Below are 14,151 nucleotides of genomic sequence, written 5' to 3'. Positions count from 1 at the left end.
CTGCATGGTCTCACCCGTGTGCGCGTTCCCAGGCTGTAGGCACGGGGCGTATGGCTCGGAGATTCACCACGTGGAGGCGTGGAAACACGGCGGCTACACCAACATGAACAACCTGGTGCCGCTATGCCGCTATCACAACCGGGTCAACGACGACGACCCCTGGCGCAAGTCCCGCGGCCACATCGCGATGATCAGGGGCGCACCGTGGTGGGTCTCACCGCGGGGGTATCACCTGAAAAACACCGACCGCGGAGCACTCGACCAACTCTTCGGCTAGACGTTGTCGATGATGACCTTCATCGCCTGGTGCTCGTCGGCATGCGAGAACGTCTCCCATGCCTCGCCGAGCTGGTCCCACGTGAAGTGGTGGGTAGCCAGAGACTTGATGGGCAGGTCCGAGTTCTGGACTGCCTTAAGCAGCATGCCTGTGGTGTTTGCGTTGACGAGACCGGTGGTCACGGTGAGATTTTTGATCCACATCTCCTGGAGCGGAAACTCCACCGGTTTCCCGTGCACGCCGACGACAGCAATGTTTCCGCCTTCCTTGACGTTGTCGGCGCATGTTTTCCATGTTGCAGGCAGACCGACTGCCTCGATGGCGGTGTCCACGCCCCGCCCTTCGGTGATGTCGCCGACACGGGCGTTGACATCATCGCTTGCGGGGTTGAGGGTGTGGGTTGCGCCCATTTCGCGGGCTTTGGCGAGGCGGTTATCGTCCATGTCCACGACTGTGATGGTGGCGGGGGAGTAGAACTGGGATGTGAGCAGCACGCCCATGCCGACTGGGCCTGCGCCGACGATCATGACGTCGCTGCCCGGGGTGACGCTGCCGTATTGGACTCCGATTTCGTGTCCGGTGGGCAAGGCGTCGGAAAGGAACACTGCGACTTCTTTGTCCAGTGTGTCCGGCAGGTGGTAGAGGGAGGTGTCGGCAAACGGGGTGCGCACGTACTCGGCGAGAGTGCCGTCGATCATGTAGCCGAGAATCCAGGATCCACCGTTCTGGCAGTGGCTGTAAAGCTGCTTTTGGCAGTTCTCGCACGCGCCGCATCGGGAAACGCACGAGACAAGTACTTTGTCGCCGGGTTGGAAGTTTTGCACTGCCTCGCCGACGGCTTCGACGGTGCCGATGCCTTCGTGGCCGAGGATGCGTCCGTTCCATTCGCCTGTGCGCTCGCGTTCGCGTTCCTCAATTTCGGGGTTTTTGCCATGGAAGATGCCGAGGTCGGTGCCGCAGATGGTGGTGGTGTCGATGCGGATGATCGCATCGGTGGGCTCCAAGATGGTCGGCACAGGGCGCGTGTCGACGCGCACGTCGCCCTCGCCGAAGTAGGTGAGTGCCTGCATTGTCTCAGCCATGATAGAGGTCCTTTCGCTGGTGTGGCTTCAGACACCCTCATCGTATGTCAGTGACCGCGCTCATGTCTAGGAAATCGTCGCGATGGTGGCGTTCGCCTTCACGCGCTCGCCCTGCTTCGCGGCGAGCGAGATCTGCCCGTCGCGAGGCGCTTTGAGCTGCGATTCCATCTTCATTGCTTCGACGGTGGCGATCGGATCGCCCTTAGAGACGACGTCGCCGTCGGCGACCAGCCATTCGACGATGGTGGCTTCGTACTTCGATGTCACCGCGCCCGCTTCGTCGCCGGCCGGCCCAGCCGCCTCAGCCGGGGCTGCGGTCGCGCCGCCACCGAGCATCGCGGCGGGGAAGCCGATGGTGTGCAGGCGCCCGTCGATCTCGATAACGACGTCGCGGCGCTCGTCGTAGATGTGCTCGATGTCCACGTCACTGTGTTTTTGCGACGGCGAGTAGTTGTGGTCCACCCAGTCGGTGTAGACGTCGAGGCTGTCGCCGGTGATCTCGGGCGCGTCGACCATGTCGCGGTGGAACGGCAGCACGGTGCGCACGCCTTCGATGACGAACTCGCTGAGCGCCTGCTGCGCCCGCTTCAACGCGGTGTCGCGGTCCGGCCCCCAGACGACGAGCTTGCCCATGAGCGAGTCGTAGTAGGGCGGGATTTGGCCACCGGTGCGCACGCCGGTGTCGATGCGCACACCGGGGCCGGTGGGCACGTCGAAACGCGTCACGGTGCCGGGTGACGGTGCGAATCCGTTGGTGACGTCTTCGGCGTTGATGCGGAACTCGAACGCGTGACCATGGATTTGCGGGTCGGCGTCGCCGAAGGACAGCGGAAGCCCGTCTGCGATGCGGAACTGTTCGGCGATGATGTCCACGCCAGTGATGGCTTCGGTGACGGGGTGCTCGACCTGGACGCGTGTGTTGACCTCCAAAAACGACACGGTGCCGTCTTCGGAGACGATGTATTCGACGGTGCCGGCGGACTGGTAGTTCGCCTTGCGGATGATTTCGCGGGCACCTTCTTCGATGGCGCTGCGCTGCTCGTCGGTGAGGAAGGGGGCGGGCGCTTCCTCGATGAGTTTTTGGAAGCGGCGCTGGGTGGAGCAGTCGCGGGTGCCGAGGACGGCGACGTTGCCGTGCGCGTCGGCAAGCACTTGCGCCTCGACGTGGCGCGGGTGGGTGAGGAACTTTTCCACGTAGCACTCACCGCGGCCGAACGCTTCGCGCGCTTCGCGGCCGGCGGAGGCGAAACCTTCCTCGATGTCGGCCTCGTCGAAGACGACCTTCAGGCCGCGGCCGCCGCCGCCGAAGGCTGCCTTGATTGCGATAGGCATGCCGTGCTCGCTGGCGAAGTCGCGGGCTTCTTCCCAGGTGGACAGCGGCTCGCCGGTGCCCGGTGCGAGCGGGGCGCCCGCTTCGACGGCGAGGGCGCGGGCGGAGAGCTTGTCGCCGAGCAGCTCGATGGCCTCGGGTGAGGGGCCGATCCATTTCAGGCCGGCCTCCTCGACGGTGCGGGCGAAGTCGGCGTTTTCGGACAAAAAGCCGTAGCCGGGGTGGAGGCAGTCGGCGCCGGCACGGTGCGCGATCTCGATGAGCGCCGGGATGTTCATGTACGTCTCGGCGGAGGTGTTGCCCGGCAGCAGGTACGCCTCGTCGGCGACCTGGGTGTGGAGTGCGCCGGTGTCGGGCTCGGAGTAGACGGCGATGGAGCGGATGCCCAAGTCGCGGGCGGTGCGTGCGATACGCACGGCGATCTCTCCGCGGTTGGCGATCAGTACGGCAGAAAGAGTCATTCCTTAACCTTCCAGGGTGTAGCGCTCGAAGCGGAGTTCTCCGCCGGGCGGGAGTTGTGCGGCGATGTCGACGTCTTCGTTGATCACGGTCGCGATGACAGGGTATCCGCCGGTCACGGCGTGGTCGCGCAGGAAGAGCACGGGCTGGCCGGACGGGGGGATCTGCACGGAGCCTGCGACCATGCCTTCGCTGGGCAGCTCGCCGTCGCGCGAGCGGGTCAGGGGCGCGTCGGATTCGAGGCGCAGGCCCACGCGGTTGGAATCGCCGGTGACGGTGAAGGTGGTGGCGAAGAACCGGTCCACGGCGTCCGCGTCGAACCAGTCGTCGCGGGGGCCGAGGACGCAGCGCACTACGCCGACGACGTCGGCGCCGTCGCGTTCGACGCGCAGCGGGTTGGACAGAAGCGAGTTCGCGGACTGCGGCGGGGTCAGCGACATGGCGATGGTGTCGCCGGCGGCAAGCGGCTTCGGGCCGAGGCCGGAGAGCATGTCGGTGGCCGCCGAGTCCAGTTCGGTGTCGGCGATGAGCCCGCCGCGCACGGCGACGTAGGTGCGGAAACCCAGGCGTGCCGGCTTGACGACGACCTCCGCGCCGGCCGGCACGATCGTTGGGGTGGCCAGGGGGGCGGGCCTGCCGCCGACGGTGACGTCGGCGTCGGCGCCGGTGACGCAGATGACGGTCTCGGCTAGAGCGGTCATGGTCAGCCCGCCGACGTTTTCTAAAAGCGTGGCGTTGCGTTTGTTGCCTACTGCGGCGTTGGCGGTGCGGGCGGAGGCGCGGTCGGAGGAGCCGGATGTGGTCACCCCGAGGTTGCCGTTGCCTTGGCGGCCGAGGTCTTGGTACAGGGTCTGCAGCCCGGCGTCGTCCAGCGTGAACACGGGCCTGCGCGGCGGTGTGGCCAGGTGCTTGCGCGCGGTTTGCGTGTCCGCCGGCAGGGTGTCTACGGCGCGGTAGTGCACGCGGTCGCCGGGGGCGACGAGCGCGGGCGGGGTGGCGGTGGAGTCCCACATCGGGGTGGCGGTGGTGCCTATGAGCTGCCAGCCGCCGGGGGAGGTGCGCGGGTAGACGGCGGAGAATTCGCCGGCCAGGGCGACGGCGCCTGCGGGTACGGCGGTGCGGGGCGAGTCGCGGCGCGGGATTTCCAGCGCGCGCGAGGCGTCTTCTGGCACGCAGTAGGTGAATCCGGGGGCGAATCCGCCGAAGGCGGCGACCCAGGTGGTGGAGGTGTGCCATTCGATCAGCTCGTCCGCGCTCATGCCTAGCGACGACGCCAGCGCTTCGACGTCTTCGCCGTCGTATCGCACGTCAATGTTGATGTCGCGCGGGGTGCCCATGTCGGCGGCGTCGGGGGAGTAGGAGGCCAGCACGTCCACGGCCTTGGTGGTGGCGGTTGGCGAGTCGAAGGTCACCAGCACAGTGCGGGCGGCGGCGACGACATCGGTTTGGTGCTCCAGTGGGGAGGCAGTAAGTGCCGCGTAGAAGTCCATGACGGTTTGTAGGTCTGGCAGATCCACGATGAGGGCGCGGGTGCCGACGCGTTTGATGTTTCTCACAGGACGGCCTCGATGCGGATGCCTTCGTCGGCAAGCTTGCGCACGACGCTGCGGGTCAGTTCGACGGAGCCGGGGGAGTCGCCGTGGACGCAGACCGATTCGGCTTGGACTTTGACTTCGGTGCCGTCGATGGCGGTGACGGATCCGGTGGAGGCGACTTGGAGCACTCGCTTAGCGACGTCCTGCGGGTCGTGCATGACCGCTCCCGGCTCACGCCGCGACACGAGCGTGCCGTCGGGGTTGTAGCCGCGGTCCGCGAACGCCTCGCGGATGACGCGCAGGCCGGCCTTCTCGGCGATGTCGACGGCGACGCCGCCGGGTAGCAGCATCACGGCAAGGTCGGGGCTGAACGCTTTGATGCCGTCGATGACCGCTTTGGCGTGCGCTTCGTGGTGGACGATCGTGTTGTAGAGCGCGCCGTGCGGTTTGACGTAGCGCACCTGCATGCCGTGGACGCGGGCGAGCGCGTCGAGGGCGCCGATTTGGTAGAGCGTCTCGTCGGCGAGTTCTGCCGGGGCGTAGTCGATGAAGCGGCGGCCGAAGCCTGCCGGGTCGTTGTAGGCCACGTGCGCGCCGATAGTCACGCCGTGGGCGGCGGCGTTTTTTAAGGTGCCGGCGATGGAATGGGGGTCTCCCGCGTGGAAGCCGGTGGCGACGTTGGCGCTGGAGACCATCTCCAGCATGGCTGCGTCGTCAGCGACCGGGTTGCCCGCGGTGGTCTCACCGAGGTCAGCATTGAGGTCGATGTGCATGACCCTAGTTATACAACCTGGCGCATGTGATCTCGCACTCAGGTTGGGTGCGGGGGTGGCTTAGACTGCGCCGTTGTTGATCTTCTCGATCATCTCGATGATCGCCTCGGCCTGTTCCATCAGCTGCACCTGCAGGTAGTCGGAGGCGGCTTGGCGGTCGCCGGACTGGACCAGTTCGACGATGTGCTCGTTGACCTCGATGAAGCGGCGGTTGAACGCCGGGTCGCGCTCCAGGATGGGCAGGGTGGCCAGGCGGAGGAAGGCGTCGAGCTGGTCCATGGTGTCGCCGAGGGTTTTCGAGCCCATCGCGGCGAGCACGACGTGGTGGAAGGCTTGGTTGACGGCGATGAACAGGTCGTCGTCCTCTTCCTCGATGGCGACGCGGGCTTCCTTGTTCAGCTCGTCGAGGCGTTCGACGTCCAGGTCGGGGCCCCACAGCAGCGCGGCCGGCTCGATGGCGGCGCGGGCGCGGAAGGTGTCGGTGACGAACTCCGGCGTCGGGGTGGCCAGGAACACGCCGCGGTTGGGGATGCGTTCGCAGAGGCCTTCAGCGGTCAGCATGGCGAAAGCTTCACGCAACGTGTTGCGGGAAACCCCGAAGCGCTCGGCGAGGGCGACCTCGTTGAGCTTTTGCCCGGGAGCGAATTCGCCGCGTGAGATCGCGCGGCGGACCTCGGCGGAAACGTTGTGTGCAAGCATGGCATCCGTATTGAAATCAGTTGTCACCTACCGTGTTTGCGCAGGTGGGTGACCGTATTGGTTAGAACTGCGGAGAGTATAACGCATTTATTGTTGAACAATGCACTGGTTATCTCATGTTGATCTTTCTTCTCAGGTTTCTTTGTGTTTTTAGTGCTCACGGCACCTGCGGGTACGGTTACACCCATGAGCCACGACAACAAACCGCCGAAACTGTCCAAGAAAGCGTACGAGAAGGAGCTGCTGCGCCTGCAGGCTGAGCTCGTGGATATGCAGCAGTGGGTGGTGGAAAACGGCGAGCGCCTGGTCATCGTCATGGAGGGCCGCGACGCGGCCGGCAAAGGCTCCGCGATTAAGCGGATCACCCAGTACATGAACCCGCGCCCCTGCCGCATCGAGGCGCTGCCGAAGCCGACGGATCGCGAGCAGGGCCAGTGGTACTTCCAGCGCTACGTGGAGAAGCTGCCCACGGCCGGTGAGATCGTCATCTTCGACCGCTCCTGGTACAACCGCGCCGGTGTGGAGCGCGTGATGGGGTTCGCGTCGTCGCAGGAGTACCGCCGGTTCCTGCATCAGGCGCCGATCTTCGAGCGCCTCCTGGTTGAGGACGGCATCATGCTGCGCAAGTACTGGTTCTCCGTCTCCGATGAGGAGCAGTACAAGCGCTTCCAGTCGCGCCGCAACGATCCGCTGCGTCAGTGGAAGCTCTCGCCGATGGACCTGGAGTCCATCACGAAGTGGGAGGAGTACTCCCGCGCGAAGGACGAGATGTTCGTCCACACCGACATTCCGTCGGCGCCGTGGTACACGGTGGAAAGCGAGGACAAGAAGCGCTCGCGCATCAACGTCATCTCGCACCTTTTGTCCACCATCCCGTACGAGCACATCAAGCCGGACTTGCCGGAGATCCCGGAGCGCCCGGAGATCACGGACTATGAGCGTCCGCCTCGCGACGAGTTCCGCTACGTCCCCGACGTCGCCGCCAAGTTGGAGAAGCGCAAAGTGGGCAAGGGCAGCAAGAAGAAAAAGAGAAAGTAGTTACCGGGGCAGCCACTGCGCAAGGAGCGCCCGGACCGGGGTAAGGGTTGATGCGTAGGCGAGACTGCCAAGTACGGCGAGCACGCCCACGGCGATGCCCGCGATCGCCCCAGGGCTGAGAGCAGTCGCCCCGAATGTCACGTTGAGATCCACTTCAGAGTCTTTTAGCAACGTGCCCTTCGGGTAGTGCCTGAGGGACTTCTCCATGCCGGTATCCGACACCGTTGTCCGGTTGTGCTCTGTCACTCGTTTCGGCGGGGTGATCTCGCTGCCGAGTGTGAAGGTGACCAGCGGCTCGTCGTCCCCCTTGGCACCGACTGGCTTGTACGTCTTGTTCGCGACCCCGGCGAGGAGGTAGTCGCCGTACAAAGTGGCGTTTTTTCCCTCCACCTTCAGCTTGAGGTCCGAGTACTTTACATCTACGGCCCAGCCGTCGTAGCCACCCGCATTCTTGTATCCCTGTACCTGCGCTGAGCCGTCGAGCGCGAATGTCCACGTCTTTCCGGTCCGCGTCGCGGAGGTGACCGGGAAGGAGAATTCAAGCGCTTCCTGGTTCCACGTCGCGCCCCCGCCTGTGAGCACGCGACCTTGACCTTTAATGACGGCCTGATTCAGAAAACCGGTGGAAATGGGCCACACAAATTCGCCGCCAACCTCGGCGGGCTCAGCGGAGGAGCTTTCGGCGGCGGCAGGAATTGCCAGCGCAGTGGCGAATATAAGCGCGGAGAACCCCGCCGCAGCGGCGTTTCGGGAGATGAGCATTGAGGCGAATCCTTTTCGAATCAAATGAGGGCCTCGCCGGACGACGGGGCCCTTGGGACAGTGTTTAACGCACCAGTTGGGGCAGTTGTGGAGGCTTGATGCCGAGGATTGACGCGGCCCCCTGTATGAGGGCGCCGAGCGCGAACCCTAAACCGGTGAAAGCCATCGCCAGTGCGATTGCCCGCGTGGCTTGCGTAGCCGGCGAGCCGTCGTCTGTCGAGGAAATCTCCGTGAAAGTGTCTTCCTCCGCAGTTTGGCCTTCAGTGACGGCGGGGGAGCAAAGCAATAGCGCCACCGCCACCGCGGTGGACAATCGCGCCTTGCACATGGCCGCTACTTGCCCATGAACTGGTTAATCAGCTTCTGGACCGAAGGCTGAGTCGCCGCAAAGCCCAGGCCGCCCAGCACTGCGATAACCGCCATGACAATGCCGACGATTGCGCCGGTGCTCGAGCCGTCCTCATCGGTCGGCTTCGGGTCGGTCGGCTTCGGGTCAGCCGGCTTCATCTCCTCCTTCGGTGCCTTGAATGTGAGGTCGACGGCGACTTTCGAGTCATCCAATGGCTTGCCGACTTCGTAGCTCGAGCCGAAGATGTCGACGCCGAACTCGGTCAGCTTGGTCGGGGTGAACGTCGCAGACAACTTGTTGTCCTTGCCGGGCTTCAGCGCATCTGTGACCTCGAACTCTGCGATCGGCTTGTCGTCTCCGGTGGCGGTGGTGGGCTCAGAGCCCGGCATTGCGCCCTTGCGCACGTAATCCGCCTGCAGGACGCCCTTCGTACCGTTGACCACAATCTTGAAGTCGGACATCTTGATGTCCATAGCGCCGTGGTGACCCACGATCGAAATGGCGCCGTCGAGGTCAATGGTGCCGTTGCCGTTGGCATCGAGGGCGGAGTCGGCGGCATTGACCGGAAGTGCGAAGTCAGCAAGCTTGCCGTCGCGAAGCACCTTCTCCGCGCCTTCCGTGGTTGTGATGGTGCTGGCGACGAACGGGGATTGCACGTAGCGCAGGAACGATTCCTTGATGTTCCAGTGCGCATTTCCCGACTCGATGGTTGGCGCATCCGCGAAGGCAGCGGGGGTGGCGAATGCAGTCGAGATCATGGCCGTGGCGGTGATGGCCGCGAGGGTGGTGGTGCGGGACATTGATGAAGCCTCTCGGTGAGTTGGTGTGGTGGATGTAACATCGCACCGATTGGATAGGGTAGGCTAACCTTAGCAAGGTGTCCCTAACTTTTTCAAGGGGTGGGGGGAGCTGGGGCTGGACACCAGAGTCCGGAGACGGGTTCACCCGCCTCGTCGGGGGCCACTAGGATCCGCCCACTGCTCCGCAACACGGTGATGGGCCAGTCGTAGACGGAGCTGAGAATCGCGTCGTTGTACACTTCGTCAACGGTGCCTGCCGCTGTAATCTCGCCCGCCTTAAGGCACACGACGCTGTCGCAATATCGCGCCGCGAGCTGTAGGTCGTGCAACACGACGATGACTGTCACACCGCGGCGCGCAAGCGCGCGAACGGCTCCCATCGTTTGTTCTTGGAAGTGAACGTCCATGGCTGCCGTTGGTTCGTCGAGAAGCACGACCTGCGTTTGCTGCGTGAGCACCCGCGCGAAGGCTGCGCGGGCTCGCTCTCCGCCGGACAGCGTCACAATCTCGCGGTCCTGTAGGTGGGTGATCCCCGTCGCGTCGAGCGCCGCATCCACGATCGCCGCATCGTCCGGCCCACGGCCCCAGGGGTGGCGGCCCATTTCGACGACATCGCGCACGAGGAAGGAAAACGCCACGCTGACGTCTTGGAGCATGACAGCGCGCGTGCGCGCGAGTTCGGAGGCTGTGCTTTCCGACGCATCCTTGCCCGCCACCTCGACCACTCCGTGCGCGAGCTGAATGTCGCGCTTTGTGTCAAGTGGTTGTGAACGGGTCTGGGTGTTAGATCGTGATGGGGTGTGGGGTTTGGGCGGTTTGGGTGGTGGTACGGATGATGCTGACTTCTGCCGGAAGGTCTGTGCCAGCTTTGGTGTCCGGTAGTTGTGCGATGGCGCCTTCGCTCAGTGCGGTTCGCATCCCTTCTTCTCGCTTGCGTTGCAGGTTTATCCAGGTACCGTCGAGGACTGCTTGTGGTGGGTAGTAGTTGATCCCGCTGTGTGGGGTGGTGTTATAGACCGGCGCCCAAGCGCTGACCTAGGCGTCTGCTTCACCCAGCGTGGTAAAGGTTTTCGGATAGTACGTCCTGGTCTTGAGGGTGTGAAACACCGACTCGGCGTGTGGGTTGTCGTTGCTGGTATGCGGCCGGTTCAACGAGCGGGCCACACCATGTTCGGCGAAGAGTTTACCGAGTCGTTTGCTGGTCATCGCAGCACCGTTGTCGGAGTGCACGGTGTGCACATCAGGAAAACGAGTGAAGATGTCGGCGAACATCGCTGCTGCAAGTTAGCTGTTTTCTCGTTCTGCGACGACGAACCCGACGATGGCACGCGAGTACAGATCGATCACCATGTGCAACGCGAAGGTTTGCCCGTAGCACCGGCCAGGCAAAAACGTAATATCCCAGCACAACACTTGTCCGGGGGCGGTGGCGTGCACATGCGGCGGCGCGGCGTCGTGGCGGCGTTTGGCTTGTCTGGCTTTGGTGTTGTGGCGTTGGTGCAACAGTTTGCCGTGCGCTTTGGCCACCCGGTAAAAGCTGCGCAGACTCGCCAGATAGATCCCGTTGTTCAACGTGGCGTAAAACACCTGGTCCACCCCGCAATGCGGATTGTCGTCCAGCATTTCTACGATGCGTTTGACAGTGGCATCCGGCAGCCGGCTGATCCGGCGTTGGTGATACGGGATCGGGTTGTCGGTGCGCGGGCGCGGATGAGTTTCGTAGAAGACCCGGCTGCGCGACACACCGATAATTCCCATCGCCTTCGTTTTGGAGTAACCGACGGAAACAAGCTGATTGATCAGCGTTTCTTCCGCTTGGCGTCCTTGCTCGTAGAGGCGTTGTTGGGCGCCGGTGAGGACTTTTCCTCCGCGTCTGAGTCCACGCCAGGTGCTCCTGGCATGGACGTTACAGCTTTTCCCAACACATCAGTGGCCAACTCAGCCCGCTCTGCCCTTTCCGTCGCCTTATCCAGGGCACTCTGCATTGCTTCTTCCCGACGTTTCGCGTCGAGTTCAAGCTTGCGTTTATCCTGCGTTAGCGCGGAGATTTCCTTGCGCAGCTGCTGAATTTCAGCGCATTCATCCATCGTCAACGCTCCACCCCCCTTGGCCTTGTGCGTGTTGGCAGATCACCGTCCGCCACCATTGCTGTCCAGCGTCGCACGGTATGGGCAGCAAGTCCATGCGCAACCAACCAAGCTTCTTTCTGGCCATGCGGTACTAACCCGTACTCGACGACCACCTCACGGATGTATTCCGCACTAGGTTTTCCCAGATAGGCAGCATCCGCCAAGCGTTTGGCACGCTCGGTACCGTCGAGGCCGTCATCAGTGGTTTTCGATTTCTGCAATGCGCGGGCCCAACGCTTGAGATTGAAGTATTGGATCCCCTGCCGCGCACACCACAGGCCCTTCGTGCCATAGGGCAACAGGTTGTAAATCGTGATCATCTGCCGCTGCTGCGCTGGATGAAACCAACTGCCAGAACCGGTCTCGCGGAACGGGGAAAACACGAACGCCACCGCCTCAAGCGATACCAACGTCTCCTCATCGAGCACTTCCCCCGCCGCCAGCACACGCGGCGGCATCGCCAAAATCTCCTCAACCTCCTCACGCGACGTCTGAGACTTGACCTTCCGGGCAGCCACGGGGACCTCAACAGCCGATGGCGACGTCAACACCGACGGCACCGACTGAGGCAACTGAGAATCGGTCATGAACAAAACCTCCTACGGTTCGTTGTTCACAACCACCCTGGCACTAAGGGGCCCTGATCGCCTTGATCACAGGTGTGATCGCGTTTGGGGCGGGTACCGGAAACATCTGGGTGGCGTTCCCTGCGAGCGTGGCGTTGGTGGCTGCGGTTCTCGGGCTTTCGTCACTGCCCTCGCATAAGGGCCGCGATGCCAGTGCTCGACTGGGCAAACGCGCGGGGATCGTCCTCGCGGTGGCTTGGGGGTTGATTGTTTGCTTGGCAGTGCTAGTGCTGTTTCTGGTGCCTGCGCAGTTCACGCTCACCGGCGGAGTGCTCACTGCGTTCGTGGCGGCTGGGGCGATCTGGGGTGCGATCGCCTACGTTGACAGGCGTTAGTGAGCCTCGGCCTAGCCGGCGTGGGTCGAAAGGTCCTGGAACACTGCCTGGTTCAGGGCGAAAACGTGCTGGGCGGTGGAGATGATTCGTGCGCGCTCTTCGTCGTTAAGCTGCATCGCGTCGAGCGCCTCCTTGTAGTGCGCGCGGTAGTGTGGGATCTTGCCTACCGCGGAGAAGTTGTAGAAGTGCAATGCCTCGTCGGGCAGCGCGTACGCATTCTGGAACACGCGTGCGAGCACCTGTCCGCCGGCAATGTCGCCGAGGTAGCGCACGTAGTGGTGGGCGATGACTTCCGGGCCGGAGTCCGGGGTGAGCGCCTCGAGTTCGGCAACGTAGCGCCTCGTGGCATCGAGTGGGGCGGTGGTTTCCTTCCAGCCGGCACCGAGCATGGCGGTGAGATCGGCTTCGAGGGCGGGCACGCGCTCGAGGCGCTCGTCGGCGATCTGCGCCACCGCGGGGTGGGAAGCGGCGCGGCGTACCGCATCTTCGAGTGCCGAATAGATGTGGAAGTACTGCACTGTCAGCTCTGCTACGGCTGCCCGGTCCAGCTCGCCTTTTCCAAGGCTCGACATGAAGGGGGAATTCTCGGCGCTGGAGTGCGCAGTGGCAGTCTGGTCTTTGAGTGCGGCCGACAGTCGCTGGTCAGTGGGGGCGGCCATGGTCATCTGCTTCTCCAATCTAGGAATGAAGGGTAGGTTACCCTTGGTTGCAGATTGAGAATATAGGTAAGCCTAACCTTCAATCAATCACCCAAAAGGTTGATCCGCTTCGGGCGCCCGCGTGGTGTGGATACGGTCTTGTCGCCGGGGATCCAGAACCGCCACGGGGCGTCTTTGTTTTTGGAGATCCCGATGCGGGGTCCTGCGACCCATTCGGGTTCGGTGTTGCGCGGGGTGAGGTGAATGGGGGTGCCGTTGTCGCCTAACCCCAGTGCGAGTGCTTGGCCGAGGTTGCCTGGCCCGCGGGCGAGGTTTTCAAACGGGATTATGGCACGGTCGGGGCGTTGGCGTCGCTGGCGGGCGAGTGCTTCGCCGGTGATGATTTCGCCGCCGCGCATGAGGCAGCCTTGGCCGATGCCTTCGGGCGCGCAGACGATGTTGCCGTTGTGGTGGATGCCGTAGGAGAGGTAGACGTACAGCCTGCCGGGTGGGCCGAACATGGCGGCGTTGCGGGCGGTTTTGCCCCTGTGCGTGTGGGCGGCGGGGTCTTCAGCGCCGAGGTATGCCTCGATTTCGGTCAGGCGCACGGTTACCCCGTTGTGGGTGATCAGGCACCCTAGCAACTGCGGTGCGACGATGTCGGCGGGGTGGGTGAAGTCGATCATTGCAGCCATTGCGCAAGCTTATCGACGACCGCCTCGTCCCCATTTGACCCAATCACCTCGTCCGCGATCGCTTTGAGGTCGGGGTGTGCGTTTTCCATGGCGACGGCGTAGCCGGCGGCGCGAAGCATGCCGTAGTCGTTGAGGAAGTCGCCGAATGCTGCGGTCTGTGCAAGGGGGATGTCCAGCGTGTCGGCGAGCGCTTCGAGTGCCTGTCCTTTGTCGGCGTCTGGGTGCATGATGTCTAGCCAGTGTTTGCCGCTGACGACAGCGCGCAGCCCGGGGGCGTGTTCGCGGACCCAGGGCAGGGCGTCGCGTTCGGCGTCGGTTTCGACGTAGAGGGCGATCTTGACCACGGGGCTGGGGTGGTCGCCGAGCGCCGCCAGTGTTGTGCGGGAGGCGTAGTACTTGTCCACCTCCGCGTCGATTGCTGGCGGCAGCGGGAGGGTGGCGGCTACTTCCGGGGCGCAGATGACGGTGTGGGCGGGAAAAGGAGCGTCGGGAAGCGCTGCGATCAAGTTGCGCGCGGCGTCCGCGGACAGGGCGGTGGTGGAGACGACCTCGCCGCCGTGCCACACCACCGCGCCGTTTTCGGCGATGAACGTCTCGCATGCGGGGAACATGCGTTGCAGTGTT

Annotated in this window: 18 protein-coding genes; 2 read left to right on the top strand and 16 right to left on the bottom strand. The window is 63.7% G+C overall.

Features of this window, described 5'->3' with window-relative positions; genetic code table 11:
• On the top strand, positions 1-277 hold a 277-nt coding region (locus tag HMPREF2791_RS10020), incomplete at its 5' end, for an HNH endonuclease signature motif containing protein (RefSeq protein ID WP_141764977.1).
• On the opposite strand, the gene HMPREF2791_RS10015 is transcribed toward HMPREF2791_RS10020, so the two are convergent.
• The 5 genes from HMPREF2791_RS10015 to HMPREF2791_RS09995 form a co-directional block, all read right to left on the bottom strand.
• Positions 274-1,359: a zinc-dependent alcohol dehydrogenase family protein gene (locus HMPREF2791_RS10015; protein ID WP_070472783.1), complete on the bottom strand. Its 1,086-nt coding sequence runs from the start codon at positions 1,357-1,359 to the stop codon at positions 274-276. The genes HMPREF2791_RS10020 and HMPREF2791_RS10015 overlap by 4 nt on opposite strands.
• Positions 1,360-1,425: 66 nt before the next feature.
• Entirely contained in the window at positions 1,426-3,150 is a 1,725-nt protein-coding gene (locus tag HMPREF2791_RS10010; RefSeq protein ID WP_070845217.1) for an acetyl/propionyl/methylcrotonyl-CoA carboxylase subunit alpha, read from the bottom strand.
• Positions 3,151-3,153: 3 nt separating this feature from the next.
• Positions 3,154-4,704 carry a 5-oxoprolinase subunit B/C family protein gene (locus HMPREF2791_RS10005; protein WP_070845216.1) on the bottom strand — a complete coding sequence of 517 codons (1,551 nt, stop codon included), beginning with the start codon at positions 4,702-4,704 and terminating at the stop codon, positions 3,154-3,156.
• Positions 4,701-5,456, bottom strand: a complete 756-nt coding sequence (locus HMPREF2791_RS10000) for a LamB/YcsF family protein (RefSeq protein WP_070472773.1) — start codon at positions 5,454-5,456, stop codon at positions 4,701-4,703. The genes HMPREF2791_RS10005 and HMPREF2791_RS10000 overlap by 4 nt, the downstream gene beginning before the upstream one ends.
• A 60-nt stretch (positions 5,457-5,516) precedes the next feature.
• On the bottom strand, positions 5,517-6,155 hold the full coding sequence (locus HMPREF2791_RS09995; protein ID WP_070472771.1) for a GntR family transcriptional regulator: 639 nt from the start codon (positions 6,153-6,155) through the stop codon (positions 5,517-5,519).
• Between the two features lie 186 nt (positions 6,156-6,341).
• On the opposite strand from HMPREF2791_RS09995, the gene ppk2 reads away from it, so the two are divergent.
• A complete protein-coding gene (gene ppk2 / locus HMPREF2791_RS09990; protein WP_070845215.1) occupies positions 6,342-7,193 on the top strand; it encodes a polyphosphate kinase 2 in 852 nt (283 codons plus the stop codon).
• On the opposite strand, the gene HMPREF2791_RS09985 is transcribed toward ppk2, so the two are convergent.
• The 11 genes from HMPREF2791_RS09985 to HMPREF2791_RS09930 form a co-directional block, all read right to left on the bottom strand.
• Positions 7,194-7,955, bottom strand: a complete 762-nt coding sequence (locus tag HMPREF2791_RS09985; RefSeq protein ID WP_070472765.1) for an HtaA domain-containing protein — start codon at positions 7,953-7,955, stop codon at positions 7,194-7,196.
• 64 nt (positions 7,956-8,019) lie between these two features.
• Positions 8,020-8,283, bottom strand: coding sequence for a hypothetical protein (locus tag HMPREF2791_RS09980; protein WP_070472763.1), 264 nt, complete (start codon positions 8,281-8,283; stop codon positions 8,020-8,022).
• Positions 8,284-8,288: 5 nt separating this feature from the next.
• Positions 8,289-9,104, bottom strand: a complete 816-nt coding sequence (locus HMPREF2791_RS09975) for an HtaA domain-containing protein (RefSeq protein WP_070845214.1) — start codon at positions 9,102-9,104, stop codon at positions 8,289-8,291.
• A 92-nt stretch (positions 9,105-9,196) separates the two neighbouring features.
• The gene (locus tag HMPREF2791_RS09970) at positions 9,197-9,829 is read right to left on the bottom strand and encodes an ABC transporter ATP-binding protein (protein WP_070845213.1); all 633 of its coding nucleotides are present in this window, start codon (positions 9,827-9,829) and stop codon (positions 9,197-9,199) included.
• Positions 9,830-10,139: 310 nt separating this feature from the next.
• Positions 10,140-10,376 carry a DDE-type integrase/transposase/recombinase gene (locus tag HMPREF2791_RS09965; RefSeq protein WP_070451797.1) on the bottom strand — a complete coding sequence of 79 codons (237 nt, stop codon included), beginning with the start codon at positions 10,374-10,376 and terminating at the stop codon, positions 10,140-10,142.
• Between the two features lie 12 nt (positions 10,377-10,388).
• On the bottom strand, positions 10,389-10,862 hold the full coding sequence (locus HMPREF2791_RS09960; RefSeq protein ID WP_070451801.1) for a hypothetical protein: 474 nt from the start codon (positions 10,860-10,862) through the stop codon (positions 10,389-10,391).
• 41 nt (positions 10,863-10,903) lie between these two features.
• Positions 10,904-11,197, bottom strand: coding sequence for a hypothetical protein (locus HMPREF2791_RS09955; protein WP_141764974.1), 294 nt, complete (start codon positions 11,195-11,197; stop codon positions 10,904-10,906).
• Positions 11,194-11,820, bottom strand: coding sequence for a hypothetical protein (locus HMPREF2791_RS09950; protein WP_070451807.1), 627 nt, complete (start codon positions 11,818-11,820; stop codon positions 11,194-11,196). The genes HMPREF2791_RS09955 and HMPREF2791_RS09950 overlap by 4 nt, the downstream gene beginning before the upstream one ends.
• A gap of 385 nt (positions 11,821-12,205) precedes the next feature.
• Entirely contained in the window at positions 12,206-12,853 is a 648-nt protein-coding gene (locus HMPREF2791_RS09940; protein WP_070482664.1) for a biliverdin-producing heme oxygenase, read from the bottom strand.
• Between the two features lie 83 nt (positions 12,854-12,936).
• A complete protein-coding gene (locus HMPREF2791_RS09935; protein ID WP_070845210.1) occupies positions 12,937-13,518 on the bottom strand; it encodes a DNA-3-methyladenine glycosylase in 582 nt (193 codons plus the stop codon).
• A partial coding sequence (locus HMPREF2791_RS09930) for an HAD hydrolase family protein (protein ID WP_070845209.1) occupies positions 13,515-14,151 on the bottom strand: 637 nt, incomplete at its 5' end. The genes HMPREF2791_RS09935 and HMPREF2791_RS09930, both read right to left, overlap by 4 nt.

Source organism: Corynebacterium sp. HMSC034A01 (assembly GCF_001838175.1).
Taxonomy (GTDB): Bacteria; Actinomycetota; Actinomycetes; order Mycobacteriales; family Mycobacteriaceae; genus Corynebacterium.
This window is presented reverse-complemented; position numbering and strand designations above follow the sequence as displayed.